Source organism: Mesorhizobium sp. W050, assembly GCF_054719535.1.
The window spans coordinates 5,587,216-5,599,651 of the sequence record NZ_JBTTIH010000001.1 but is presented as its reverse complement, the minus strand read 5'-3'; the positions used below and the strand labels follow the sequence as shown (position 1 = coordinate 5,599,651).

The window sequence follows — 12,436 nt, the reverse complement described above, 5'->3', positions numbered from 1 at the left end:
GAGTAGGGAGAGGACAGCTGTCCTGATCACCCGGCCGCTATTCACTACTGACTACTGACTACTCCCTATTGCCTTGATTACGCTGCTTCAGCCGCCAGGCGCTGAGCCTTCTCGACCGCTTCGTCGATGCCGCCGACCATGTAGAAGGCGGCTTCCGGCAGGTGATCGTAGTCGCCGTTACAGAGGCCCTTGAAGCCCTTGATTGTGTCGGCGAGGTCGACCAGCTTGCCCGGCGCACCCGTAAACACTTCGGCGACGAAGAACGGCTGCGACAGGAAGCGCTCGATCTTGCGGGCGCGGGCCACCGTCTGCTTGTCCTCTTCCGACAGCTCATCCATGCCAAGGATGGCGATAATGTCCTGCAGCGACTTATAGCGCTGGAGGATCGACTGCACCTGGCGGGCGACGGCATAGTGCTCCTCGCCGACGACCAGCGGATCGAGCATGCGCGAGGTCGAGTCGAGCGGATCGACGGCGGGGTAGATGCCCTTTTCCGAGATCGCGCGGTTGAGCACGGTCGTCGCGTCCAGGTGGGCGAACGAGGTCGCAGGCGCCGGGTCGGTCAAATCGTCGGCCGGCACGTAGATCGCCTGCACCGAAGTGATCGAACCCTTGGTCGTTGTGGTGATGCGTTCCTGCAGCGCACCCATGTCGGTGGCCAGCGTTGGCTGGTAACCCACGGCCGAAGGAATACGGCCGAGCAGCGCCGACACTTCAGAACCGGCCTGCGTGAAGCGGAAGATGTTGTCGACGAAGAACAGTACGTCCTGGCCCTGGTCGCGGAAATATTCGGCGACCGTCAGGCCGGTCAGGCCGACGCGGGCACGCGCGCCCGGCGGCTCGTTCATCTGGCCATAGACCAGTGCCGCCTTGGAGCCTTCGCCGCCGCCCTTCTTGTTGACGCCGGACTCGATGAACTCGTGATAAAGATCGTTGCCCTCGCGGGTGCGCTCGCCGACGCCGGCGAAGACCGAGAAGCCGCCATGCGCCTTGGCGACGTTGTTGATCAGCTCCTGGATCAGAACCGTCTTGCCGACGCCGGCGCCGCCGAACAGGCCGATCTTGCCTCCGCGGGCGTAGGGCGCCAGAAGGTCGAGCACCTTGATGCCGGTGATCAGGATCTGCGCTTCCGTCGACTGTTCGACATAGGTAGGCGCCGGCTGGTGGATGGCGCGCATCTCGATGCCGTCGACCGGGCCTTCTTCGTCGACCGGCTCGCCGATGACGTTGATGATGCGGCCGAGCATGCCCGGGCCGACCGGAACGGTGATCGGCGCGCCGGTGTCATAGACGTCCTGGCCGCGAACCAGGCCTTCGGTGGAATCCATGGCGATACAGCGCACGGTGTTTTCGCCCAGATGCTGGGCAACTTCGAGCACCAGGCGGTTGCCGACATTGGAGGTTTCGATGGCGTTCAAAATGGCCGGCAGATGATCGCCGAACTGCACGTCGACGACGGCGCCGATGACCTGGCGAACCTTGCCGATGGCGCCGGTCTTCTTGACGGCAACGCTCGTCGTCTTCACTGCCGGGGCCGCGGCCTTGGCGGGCGCGGCCGCCTTCTTGGCCGGAGCGGCCTTCGCCGCTGCTGCCGGAGCCTTTGCGGCCGCCTTGGGGGCCGTCTTCGCGGGGGTCGCTGCTTTCGCCATCGTCTTTACCCTTCTCGTCCTTTGTTTCTCACGCTCCATCAGAAGGTCGATGACCTCCTGGCGGTCGCGCCTAGAGCGCTTCGGCGCCCGAAATGATTTCGATCAGTTCCTTGGTGATCTGCGCCTGCCGCTGGCGGTTATAGGTGATCGACAGTTTGTTGATCATGTCGCCGGCATTGCGCGTTGCATTGTCCATGGCGCTCATTTTGGCGCCCATCTCGCCGGCTGCGTTTTCGAGCAGCGCGCGGAAGACCTGGACCGAGATGTTGCGCGGAATGAGGTCGGTGAGGATCTCGCCCGGCTCCGGCTCGTATTCGTAGACGGCATTGCCACCGGCGGTCGCTTCGGCGGGAGCGGAAGCCACGCCGGCAGGAATGATCTGCTGCGCGGTCGGAATCTGGCTGATCACCGACTTGAACTGCGAATAAAACAGCGTGCAGATATCGAAGCCGCCTTCGCCGAACAGATGGATGATCTTACGGGCGATCGCATCGGCATTGACGAAGCCGAGCTTCTTGACATCGCGCAGGTCGACGCGGTCGATAATCAGCGAGGCATAGTCTCGGCGCAGAATGTCGAAACCCTTCTTGCCGACGCAGATGATCTTGACCTGCTTGCCGTCGGCCAGAAGCCGGCGGATATGGTCGCGGGCCAGACGTGCGATCTGCGAGTTGAAGCCGCCGCACAGGCCGCGCTCGGCGGTGCAGACGACGAGCAGATGCACATCGTCCTTGCCGGTGCCGGTCATCAGCGCCGGGGCATCGCCGCCGCCGCCGATCGCCTGCGTGATATTGGCCAGCACCGCACCCATCCGCTCGGAATAGGGACGCGCCGCCTCCGCTGCTTCCTGCGCGCGGCGCAGCTTCGCCGCGGCGACCATCTGCATCGCCTTGGTGATCTTCTGCGTCGCCTTGACCGAGGCGATACGGTTACGAAGGTCTTTTAATGAAGGCATGCTTCAAACCTGATCCCGAGCGTCCGGCTTCTTCTCAAGCGAAGGTCTTGGCGAAGGCGTCGATCTCGGCCTTCAGCTTGGCGCGCAGATCGTCCGACAGCGCCTTTTCCTTGCGGATGCCGTCCAGCACGTCCTTGCCGGCCGAGCGCATATGGCTGAGCAGGCCGTGCTCGAACTTGCCGACCTGGTTCAGCGCCAGCTTGTCGAGATAGCCGTTGACGCCGGCGAAGATCACCGTGACCTGCTCCTCGACCTTGAGGGGCGAGAACTGCGGCTGCTTCAACAGTTCGGTCAGGCGCGAGCCGCGGTTGAGCAGGCGCTGCGTGGCGGCGTCGAGATCGGAGCCGAACTGCGCGAACGCAGCCATTTCGCGGTACTGCGCGAGCTCGCCCTTGATCGAGCCGGCGACCTGCTTCATCGCCTTGATTTGCGCCGACGAACCGACGCGCGACACCGACAGGCCGACGTTGACCGCCGGACGGATGCCCTGGAAGAACAGGTTGGTTTCGAGGAAGATCTGGCCGTCGGTGATCGAGATCACGTTGGTCGGGATGTAGGCCGACACGTCGTTGGCCTGCGTCTCGATGATCGGCAGCGCGGTCAGCGAACCGCCACCCAGATCGTCGTTGAGCTTGGCGGCGCGCTCGAGCAGGCGCGAATGCAGGTAGAACACGTCGCCCGGATAGGCTTCGCGACCCGGCGGGCGGCGCAGCAAGAGCGACATCTGGCGATAGGCGACGGCCTGCTTCGACAGATCGTCATAGCTGATCAGCGCATGCATGCCGTTGTCGCGGAAATATTCGCCCATGGTGGCGCCGGTGAACGGCGCCAGGAACTGCATCGGCGCCGGATCGGAAGCGGTGGCGGCGACGATGATCGAATATTCAAGCGCGCCGCGCTCTTCGAGAACCTTCACGAACTGCGCGACCGTCGAGCGCTTCTGCCCGATGGCGACGTAGACGCAGTAGAGCTTTTCCTTTTCTGGCCCGTTGTCGTGCACGGCCTTCTGGTTGAGCATCGTGTCGAGGATGATCGCGGTCTTGCCGGTCTGGCGATCGCCGATGACCAGCTCGCGCTGGCCGCGGCCAACCGGGATCAGCGCATCGATGGCCTTGAGGCCGGTCGACATCGGCTCGTTGACCGACTTGCGCGGGATGATGCCTGGCGCCTTGACGTCGACGCGTTTGCGTTCGGTCGCCTTGATCGGGCCCTTGCCGTCGATCGGATTCCCGAGCGCGTCGACGACGCGGCCGAGCAGGCCCATGCCGACAGGCGTATCGACGATGGCGCCGGTGCGTTTGACGATGTCGCCTTCCTTGATGTCGCGGTCGGCGCCGAAGATGACGACGCCGACATTGTCGGCTTCGAGGTTGAGCGCCATGCCGCGGATGCCGCCGGGGAATTCGACCATTTCGCCGGCCTGGACATTGTCGAGGCCGTAGACGCGAGCGATACCGTCACCGACGGACAGCACCTGGCCGACTTCGGAGACCTCGGCCTCCTTGCCGAAATTCTTGATCTGGTCTTTGAGAATTGCGGAAATTTCCGCGGCGCGGATGTCCATCAGCCGACCTCTTTCAGTGCAAGCTTGAGCGAATTGAGTTTGGTTTTGAGCGACGTATCGATCTGGCGCGAGCCCATCTTGACCACCAGCCCGCCGAGCAGCGACGGATCGACGGTAACAGTGATGGCCACGTCCTTGCCGGCGACGCCTTTCAGCGCGGCCTTGAGTTCGGTCTGCTGGGCAGCCGTCAGTTCATGCGCCGAAGTGACCTCGGCTGATGTCTCACCGCGCTGTTCGGCGGCGATCTTGCGAAAAGCCTTGATCATGCCGGGCACCGCGAAGAGCCGGCGGTTGCGGGCGACGACGCGCAGAAAATTGCCGGTCAGGCCGGTGATGCCGGCTTTGTCGGCGATCGACGCGATTGCCTTGGCCTGGTCCTCGCTGGAGAACACCGGGCTGTTGATGAGGCGCGTCAGGTCGGCGCTGTCATCCAGCATCTTGGCGAAACTGTTGAGGTCGGCCTCGACCTTGGCCACCGAATTCGACTGCCGCGCAAGTTCGAACAGCGAACCCGCGTAGCGTTCTGCGACACCTGAGATTGGCGATGACGATTGAGCCACGGACCGTCTTTTCTCTTGTCTGAGGGGCCGCAGATTGTTGGCGCGAGCAAAAACTCTGGCTAAATCTTTGACCTTACTAAGTTTTTCCAAGCACGGAGGCGCGGCTTCCGCTATCCCCGGCCGAAAGTCGATTGCCGTCTAGCACAGGCATTTTAAGACCGCAATGCGTCGTCCCGCATGCTTTTCGGGCACTATTGTCGCATCCGGCCGCAGAGTTCAACTGAAGCCTTTGGATTGGCTGCCGATTCAGGGCAGAAAGCCGAAGACGAAGGCAAGCGGCAACGCGGCCAGGACGAGTTCGACGACGATCGACGCCCAGTTGAAAGGCGTGTTGGCGCCGTCCGACATCATCGACAGCAAACGGCCAAAAGCGGTGAACAGCCAGGAAAAGCCGAGTGCCATATAGAGCCACGGCTGCGCCAACAGAATGCAGCACAGGCTGACGCCGAGATAGAAGCCCGACATGCGGCCGCGCCCTTCCGCGATTGCCGCTGCCCTTTCGGGCCGGACCTGCAGCCGCAGAATCCGAAATGCCAGCCCTGGCGCGAGGAAAAACAGCAGACCGAGCGCCAAGGTGACGACGGCGCTGGACCAAGCCAGCCATTCGCCCTGGCTGGTCGGCCACGGAAACGCAAATTCCATCTTGCTTTCATCCCCTCACAGCAATGCCGGATGTATTGAATGTCGCTGCAAAAAGAAGTCAAGCGCGCGGCAGTTTTGGCACGCAATTCGTGAAGGAGCGGAAGGCTGTTTAGGCCGCGCGCGCGTCCGGCCAGCATCGTGGCCAACCTGTATTATCAGGCGACGCCTCCCTCCTATCTGCAGGACCGGTTTTGCACAGCCAAAGGCCCCGACACCGATCGCCTTTATTTCCTGACCAAGCACCTCAATCTGGCCGGCACGGAAGCAGATCGATGGAAGCTGAAAGTGGCCGGCAGCGGCAATGTCGCCGTGGCTGCCCAGCCCTGATGCTTTTTTTGACCCTTCAGGGCAGCATGAATGCGACCGCCGCCTCGGCATGGATGCGCGTGGTGTCGAACACCGGAATGTCGAAATCGCGCTCGCCAATCAACATGGTGATCTCGGTGCAGCCCATGATGACGCCATCGATCTTCTCATCGCGCCGCAGACGGGCGACCTCGTCGATATAGGCCGCCTTCGATGCCGCGTTGACGATGCCCCGGCAGAGCTCGTCGTAGATTACCTGGTGCACCATGTCGCGCCCGGCCTGGTCCGGCACCACGGGCTGCAGCCCGTATTTCTCCGTCAGCCGGCCCTTGTAGAAATCCTGCTCCATGGTGAAGCGGGTCGCCAGCAGCGCCGGCCGCTTGACGCCGGCGCCCTTGACCGCGACGGCCGTGGCGTCGGCAATGTGGATAAGCGGGATCGACACCGCCGCCTGCACCCGGTCGGCGAGCTTGTGCATGGTGTTGGTGCAGATCAAAAGCCCCTCTGCGCCGCCCGCCTCCAGCTTGCGCGCCGCATCCGCCAGCAGCACGCCCGCACTGTCCCAGTCGCCATGATGCTGCCGGTCGGCGATTTCGGCGAAGTCGAAGGAATAGAGCAACAGCTTTGCCGAATGCAGCCCGCTCAGCCGCTCGCGCACGATCTCGTTGAGCAGGCGATAATAGATCGCCGTCGATTCCCAGCTCATGCCGCCGATAAGGCCAAGGGTTTTCATGCGCTGAGCCTCCAGCAGGACCGAACGATCTCTCTCACAGAAAAGCTTTACGGGTCGATGTCAATCTTAACGCGCGCCGTACCACGCTCTTCGGCCCGCCTCCACAAACATCACCGCGCGCCCGATTCGGTCATCCTCGCATTGGCGCCGAGATGATGCAGGCTTTGTGTCGTGTGCCTTGAACTCCAGGCAACCGGCGGATCGGGCAGATCGAGATCGAACTGTGCCCGCCCGAGCAGCGAATTGACGATCTTGGCGCTGCGCCAAGCCATCAGGCTGAGCTGCGGCTCGGCTATGCCATGGCTGAGCCGGCCGGCATTGAGTGCGTAGATCCGGCGGTCGTCGGGCCCGTCCCATTCGACCTCGAAGCTGGCGTTGAGCCTGTAATGACCGCGCTCGTCCAGCGCGATCCTGTTCATGAGCGGTGCCATGCAATCAGGAATGGCAAAGGCATAGCCGGTGGCCAGAACCACCGCATCGACGGTGCGCGTCTCGATGGCGCCGTCGAAGCCGTTGCGCATGATCAGCCGGTATTCGCTGCCTTCCCGCGTCACGTTCAGCACTTCGCGGTGCGGCGTCATGTTGACCGCCGTCGTTTCCTCCGAGAGGTGCCGCAGCGTGTAAAGCTGGCGATAGATCGCCTTCAGCGTGCTCGTCGATGCGCCGTCACCGGCAAGCAGCTGCTGTTCCAGGATCGTCTCGCGCCGCCCTTGCGGCAGCCGATGGAAGTTTTCGACATAGCCCGGCGTGAAGAGTTCGTCGGTGAAAGGCGAGTCGTCCAGTGGCAGGAAATTCGGCCGCATCGAGATCCACTCGATTTCGCGGCCGGCGAAGCCGTCGGAGGAGATCAGATGCAGAAGCACTTCGGCGCCGCTCTGGCCACCGCCGATCACGGCGACACGCTGTCCGCTCAGGCGATCGAGGCGGTTGGCGGCCTGGGCGTTGTGGAAGCATTGATCGGAGGCCGCCGCCCGCGCCCAGGCGGGGATGTTAGGCACCAGCCCGACGGCAATGGCGAGATTGCGCGCGTTCACCTGCTCGCGGCCGATACGCAGCCTGAAATTCGTTCCGTCGAAGTCGATCCGGTCGACGGCGCTGGCGAAGCGCAGCGAAGACAAGTTCTCGCCGACCCATCCGAGATAGCGGGCGAATTCCGGCCGCGGGATGGCTGAGAAATCCGCGTTGAGGAATTCATAGAACCGCTTCTGCGCGACCAGATAGGACATGAACGACCATGGGCTGGTCGGATGCGTCGCGGTGACGAGATCCTTGAGGAAGGATGTCTGCAGTTCGACGCCCGGCAGCATCATGCCCGGATGCCATTCGAGCCGCGTCGCCCGATCGAAGAAGCGCGCTTCGACGCCGTCCACCGCATCGAGATGGGCGGCGAGGCTGAGATTGAACGGCCCGATGCCGATGCCTGCGAGGTCAAGCGTATGGGTCATGGCGAACTCCTTATGGAGCTGGCTGGGCTGATGGGAGATCGCCGGGCTGACTCGGGGTTAAGCGGATTGTCGAGCGGTGTGCCAAGGTCGGGCAGAGGGCGTTCGCCGCTGTCGCCGTAGCCGATGGCGAAGCGCACCTTGTTGATGGCGATGCGTGGGATCTTCGGAGCAAACAGATCGAAGAGCGCGAACCGTTCCGACAGATCCGGGTTCTGCGCCTGGTAGCGCCGGATGGCGGCGGCCAGGATGGCGTAGAAAGTCCTCTCGTCGAAGCGGTCATAGGCGGCCAGCGCCTCGGATAGGAAGCGCAGAACGCTGACGATGTGTCCCGTTTGCAGATGCTGGAGAAGATGTGCCGGCGGCCGGCGCTTCAGCGTCGACAGGATTTTGGGGTCGAGGCCGGCCAGTTCGGGAAACGGCTGGTCGACGAGATCGAGGTCGCCCTGGAAATCCTTGACCGCCACGCCGAGAGGCGTCGCTCCGTCGAGGATGATGGTGACGTTCTGGCCATGGGCGATGAAGCCGACGCCGTAACGGCACATGAAGTGGTAGAGCGGCACGAAGGCCGTGGAGAACAGGCGATCGAGCCATGCCTCCGGACCAAGGCCGGACTGCTCCATCAGGGCGCTGGCGATCGGCCTGCCATGCGCGTCGCGCTGCGGCAGGGCGCCCATCATCATCGGCCGCTGGCCCGCTGTCAGATCCTTTTCGGAGCTTTCGCGCCATATGGCGCCCAGCATCTCGCAAAACTGATAGGGCGCGCCTTCAACCCCGGTATAGTGCGGATGCGGATAGAAGGCGCCGGCGACTTCCTGCAAGACCTTGACGTCCTTGAGCACCGGGTCCGCGGCCGCCACCGTGGCCAGCCAGCGCGACAGATCGGCGCCGATCGCCATGTATTTGCCCGGCACGCCGCGCCACGCTGAGGTGTTGAGGACGGTCAGCGGCAGCTTGACGTGCAGCGCCTCGGGCCGTGCCACATTGGCAAGCGTGCGCAGCGACTGCAAGGGCAGGAACGGATCGCCGAACTGGCCAAGCGGCACCAGCCGGCCGGCGGCGATCTCGCTACCATATTGCGAGGCGATCATCGCCTGCCACTGCCAGGGGTGGACCGGCAGCAGCCTATGCGTCGATCGCGAGATCCCGGCGGCGCTGAAAGCCGCTTCGAGCCTTGCGCGCTCGTAGTCGCCGAGTGCGGCCTGCAGCAGCGCCTCTTCGTCGAGCCCGCAGTCAAGCGCCAGCAGGCAGCGATCGCTGGCGGCGGCAAGCCAGAAGAGCTGGAATGCGGTGGCCGATTCTGGCGCGTAGCGCTCGAAGTCGTCCCGTCCCCAGCCAAGCCGTCCCTTGTTGGCAGGGGCCTTCGGATGGCCGTCGAGCAATGCCTGCAACTCGGTATCCGGCAGCGCGGCTAGATCGGCGGCCGGTCGATTGCCGCGTGCCTTGGCGATCCGCATGTCGGCCATCAGCGTGTTGTAAAGCTCCTTCGCATAGGTGCAGAATGTTGCCGGCGACATGCCGAGCGTCTCGCGCGCGTCGGCGAAGAAGGCGACCGCATCGTCGACCGGCAGCTCGATGCCTGCGTCGCGAGTCAGCGTCTCCGGACGGACGGCGATCTGGCCCCACAGGCGCCGCGTCGCGGCAAAGCGATAGGTCACGCCGGGGCCGGGCGTCAGCTCCCATCGGCCGGGCGAAAGCTCGCGCGGCGACAGGCACTCCTCGAAGGTCAGTTCGGAAATGGCCTTGGCGACGGCGTCGCGGTTGATCGCGGCCCAGCGTGTCGCCTCCCCCGCTTTGGCAATCGGTTGCTGCACCGTCACAGCGGCACCTCGCGGAAGAAGCGCTCGCGTTCGCAGCAGACCAGCGCCGCGCGCTTGTGCGGGAAGTCGAACTCCTTGACTTTGTCGTAGGCGGCGCCGGCGCAATAGCTCAGCATCTTCTGGTGCGCGGCGCGTGGCTCGCCGACGACGCGCTGCGTGCGCGGCTCGTCGAGGAACAGATAGTGGGTGACGGAGCGGAACAGTGACAGCGTCTTCGGCCGGCCGAGATGGCGCATATTGCCGATCAGTCCATGCCAGCCGCGGTCCCAGTCGAGCGGCTCATAATAGGGCCCGAGCCGGTCCTCCTTGGCCCAGTAGAACTCGAAATAGCCGGTCGGCTCGCCGTCGAAGCTGGCGATGACGCCGAAAATATGCGGATCGCTTTCCTGCTCGGCGAGATATTTGTCGAGATCCTCATGGCTCTGGGCAAGTTCCCAGAAGAAGGCGACGCGGCCATCGTTCATCCAGCGATGGAAGAGGTCGAGATCGGTCCTGCGGTCGATCGGCCGCAGCGACACGGTGAGGCCGATTTCCGGAATCCAGCGTTCGTACATCGGGCCGCAGGGGCGCGGTTGGCGCAATGGCGGCAGCCGGTCTTCCGGGCCGATAGCGGTCGTCAATGCCGGATAGGTGACATGCGAGGCCTGGCTGCGCCACAGCAGCGGCAGCTGGCGCAGGACCGAGCGATGGATGACGGCGCATTCCGGTTCACCCGGAACCGTCTCGGTGGCCAGCGCCGAAACCGGCCACAGCGTCTTGGCCGCCGGCAGGAAGGCGCAGTCGAAGGAAGGATGCAGGCGCAGCGCGGCGTCGACGAGACCTGCCAGGATTTGCGGTTGGTCGAGGCGGCCGCCAATGAACGCGACATCGTCGATGAGCAGGCGGCCATCCGCGTCGGAGATGCGGGCCTGTCCCACCGCTGTTCCCTCAGCGTTGACCAGGCTGACATGGCCATCGCCGGCACGGATGGCGAGCGGCTCCGCGGCCGAGGCCAGATGCTGCCATCCTTCGTTGCCGGCGACGGTGGCGGGTGACCAGTTTTTCGCAGCCTCGATGTTCATGCGTATTCTCTCACATGCAGGGGGTTCGGAAGCTCGACGTAACCTGCCAGCGGGTCGGTCACTTCGGTGTTCTCATTGATGTCGCGCAGCGCGATCAGGAAATTGCCCTTGGCGGCGAGCGTCGGCGCGTTGAGCAAATAGTCGACGCAGGACCGGTCAGCCATCGGCGTGGCGGCCAGCCGCTCGAGCGAGCGGCGGAATATCGCCAGCAGATCGTCTTCGTTGGTGAGGCCAGCGGCCGCAAGGGCTGCGACGGCGGCGAAAGCGCCATTGACGACCAGATAGTAGCCGAACAGCTTCGCGGCCGCTTCCGCTGGGAAGACATGATCGCCCGCCTGACCAGCCCCGGGCACGAATTCGCGCAGCCTGGGCAGGAATTCCTCGACATAACCGGTGCCCTGGCAGTCGCGAAAATAGAGCGCATTCGGCCAGCCGCCGGCGAGGCCGACGACGAGGTTCTGCTGATGGGCGCCGAACAGCAGGCCGAATTCCGAGAAGGCAACGATAAACGGCTCGATGGCGGCATGAAGGAAACGCTCGAACCACAAACGCGCCGTTTCCTCGACAGGTCGCTTCTCGTCGCGGGCGATACGGTGGACCAGGTCGGACAGATGGCTTTCGGTACGGCCGGGATGGCGCTCGCAAAGCGCGCCGAGAACGGCAGCCGGCGGATTGCCCGTGCCGCGAAACGGATTTTCGCGAAGCGAGACGATGGTATCCGTCATCAGCCGGCCGTCTTCGTCACGCAGGCCGAACCAGGCGGGCTCACCCAGCACCGTCATGGTCGGGCAGCGCCGCTGCAAGGCATAGCCGAGCTTGCCCTTGACCAGCCGGTGCACCGAAAGGCCGCGCCGGCACTCATGCTCCTCGACGATGCGCCTGGAATTGGTCAGGCGCAGGCTGAGCGAGAATTTCAGCATCCACTCGGCTTCAGACGAATGAACCGTGCGCAGCGAGGTCGTGGCCCGCCACGCTGGTCCGCCGAGCCCAACATCGACGATACGACCGGCGCGAAACAGGCGCTCGACGCGGTCTTCCAGCATGAGCCGTACGGCCTGCCACGGATGCATCGGAACGAGAACCTTGCCCTGTTGCTTGCCAGCCCGAGCAAGCAGCTGCGGATCGCTGGCGGCAAGCCCGCGGACCATCTCGGTGACATCTAGCGGCTCGACGCTGCCTCCAGTGAGGATGGTCGGGTCGACGGCCCACCAGCGCAGTTTGAACGCATTGCAGTATTCATGCCCGAAGCGCGCGGAATCCGTGTGCGTGAACTCTTCGCGACTCATCGGCGCCGGATGCACGGCATGGCCGAAGCGCAGGGCGCTTTCGGCATCGATGAAGTCAGGATCGCCTTCGGAGAAGGGCCGCGACGATCCACGCGCCGCAGTCGCGTCAGCGATTGCGGCGATGCTGGCCAGGCTGCGGCGCAGGAAGGTCAGTCGGCTTTTCGCTGTCGCCCGGCCGGCAATGTCGGGATCCGCCAGGATCAGCGCCAAAAGGCTGAAAAGGTCGATCTCGGTCGCTTCGCCATCGGCCCCCTCGTTGCTAATATCGAGGCGCCAGAGCGGCATCGCTAAATCGTGGTAACCAACCTTCGAGCGATGCCGCGCCTCGACGAGCACCGCCGCGCGCGAGGCAGGGAAATTCAGACGCAGCACGGCTGCCTGCGGCCGAAACAGCCCGGTTTGCCTGGCGTCGACGAAT

General features: G+C 64.1%; 11 protein-coding genes. 1 reads left to right on the top strand and 10 read right to left on the bottom strand.

Annotated features, from left to right (window positions below; genetic code table 11):
* Positions 1 to 77: 77 nt before the first annotated feature.
* The 5 genes from atpD to ACYG9Y_RS27015 form a co-directional block, all read right to left on the bottom strand.
* On the bottom strand, positions 78 to 1,649 hold the full coding sequence (atpD, locus tag ACYG9Y_RS27035) for a F0F1 ATP synthase subunit beta (RefSeq protein ID WP_023698224.1): 1,572 nt from the start codon (positions 1,647 to 1,649) through the stop codon (positions 78 to 80).
* A 70-nt stretch (positions 1,650 to 1,719) separates the two neighbouring features.
* Positions 1,720 to 2,604 carry a F0F1 ATP synthase subunit gamma gene (locus ACYG9Y_RS27030; RefSeq protein WP_023668672.1) on the bottom strand — a complete coding sequence of 295 codons (885 nt, stop codon included), beginning with the start codon at positions 2,602 to 2,604 and terminating at the stop codon, positions 1,720 to 1,722.
* A 34-nt stretch (positions 2,605 to 2,638) separates the two neighbouring features.
* On the bottom strand, positions 2,639 to 4,168 hold the full coding sequence (atpA, locus tag ACYG9Y_RS27025; protein WP_023684101.1) for a F0F1 ATP synthase subunit alpha: 1,530 nt from the start codon (positions 4,166 to 4,168) through the stop codon (positions 2,639 to 2,641).
* On the bottom strand, positions 4,168 to 4,728 hold the full coding sequence (locus tag ACYG9Y_RS27020) for a F0F1 ATP synthase subunit delta (RefSeq protein WP_023684100.1): 561 nt from the start codon (positions 4,726 to 4,728) through the stop codon (positions 4,168 to 4,170). Before ACYG9Y_RS27020 ends, atpA begins: the two co-directional genes overlap by 1 nt.
* A gap of 246 nt (positions 4,729 to 4,974) precedes the next feature.
* The gene (locus tag ACYG9Y_RS27015; RefSeq protein ID WP_023684099.1) at positions 4,975 to 5,370 is read right to left on the bottom strand and encodes an AGROH133_08824 family phage infection protein; all 396 of its coding nucleotides are present in this window, start codon (positions 5,368 to 5,370) and stop codon (positions 4,975 to 4,977) included.
* Between the two features lie 138 nt (positions 5,371 to 5,508).
* Between ACYG9Y_RS27015 and ACYG9Y_RS27010 the strand changes: the two genes are divergently transcribed.
* Positions 5,509 to 5,697: a hypothetical protein gene (locus tag ACYG9Y_RS27010; RefSeq protein WP_023684098.1), complete on the top strand. Its 189-nt coding sequence runs from the start codon at positions 5,509 to 5,511 to the stop codon at positions 5,695 to 5,697.
* Between the two features lie 16 nt (positions 5,698 to 5,713).
* On the opposite strand, the gene ACYG9Y_RS27005 is transcribed toward ACYG9Y_RS27010, so the two are convergent.
* The 5 genes from ACYG9Y_RS27005 to ACYG9Y_RS26985 all read right to left on the bottom strand — a co-directional run bounded on the left by ACYG9Y_RS27005 (position 5,714) and on the right by ACYG9Y_RS26985 (position 12,390).
* Positions 5,714 to 6,409 (bottom strand): aspartate/glutamate racemase family protein, encoded by a 696-nt coding sequence (locus ACYG9Y_RS27005; RefSeq protein WP_023684097.1) that lies wholly within the window; start codon positions 6,407 to 6,409, stop codon positions 5,714 to 5,716.
* Between the two features lie 110 nt (positions 6,410 to 6,519).
* Entirely contained in the window at positions 6,520 to 7,854 is a 1,335-nt protein-coding gene (locus ACYG9Y_RS27000; protein WP_023737911.1) for a lysine N(6)-hydroxylase/L-ornithine N(5)-oxygenase family protein, read from the bottom strand.
* A complete protein-coding gene (locus ACYG9Y_RS26995) occupies positions 7,851 to 9,671 on the bottom strand; it encodes an IucA/IucC family protein (RefSeq protein WP_050593105.1) in 1,821 nt (606 codons plus the stop codon). The genes ACYG9Y_RS27000 and ACYG9Y_RS26995 overlap by 4 nt, the downstream gene beginning before the upstream one ends.
* Positions 9,668 to 10,732 (bottom strand): GNAT family N-acetyltransferase, encoded by a 1,065-nt coding sequence (locus ACYG9Y_RS26990; protein WP_023684094.1) that lies wholly within the window; start codon positions 10,730 to 10,732, stop codon positions 9,668 to 9,670. Before ACYG9Y_RS26990 ends, ACYG9Y_RS26995 begins: the two co-directional genes overlap by 4 nt.
* Positions 10,729 to 12,390, bottom strand: coding sequence for an IucA/IucC family protein (locus tag ACYG9Y_RS26985; protein WP_245264392.1), 1,662 nt, complete (start codon positions 12,388 to 12,390; stop codon positions 10,729 to 10,731). Before ACYG9Y_RS26985 ends, ACYG9Y_RS26990 begins: the two co-directional genes overlap by 4 nt.
* Between the last annotated feature and the right edge of the window lie 46 nt (positions 12,391 to 12,436).

Excerpts from the sequence above, each read along its gene's own strand:
- atpD (WP_023698224.1), bottom strand. The coding sequence starts at position 1,649 with ATGGCGAAAGCAGCGACCCCCGCGAAGACGGCCCCCAAGGCGGCCGCA.
- ACYG9Y_RS27030 (WP_023668672.1), bottom strand. The coding sequence starts at position 2,604 with ATGCCTTCATTAAAAGACCTTCGTAACCGTATCGCCTCGGTCAAGGCG.
- atpA (WP_023684101.1), bottom strand. The coding sequence starts at position 4,168 with ATGGACATCCGCGCCGCGGAAATTTCCGCAATTCTCAAAGACCAGATC.
- ACYG9Y_RS27015 (WP_023684099.1), bottom strand. The coding sequence starts at position 5,370 with ATGGAATTTGCGTTTCCGTGGCCGACCAGCCAGGGCGAATGGCTGGCT.
- ACYG9Y_RS27005 (WP_023684097.1), bottom strand. The coding sequence starts at position 6,409 with ATGAAAACCCTTGGCCTTATCGGCGGCATGAGCTGGGAATCGACGGCG.
- ACYG9Y_RS27000 (WP_023737911.1), bottom strand. The coding sequence starts at position 7,854 with ATGACCCATACGCTTGACCTCGCAGGCATCGGCATCGGGCCGTTCAAT.
- ACYG9Y_RS26990 (WP_023684094.1), bottom strand. The coding sequence starts at position 10,732 with ATGAACATCGAGGCTGCGAAAAACTGGTCACCCGCCACCGTCGCCGGC.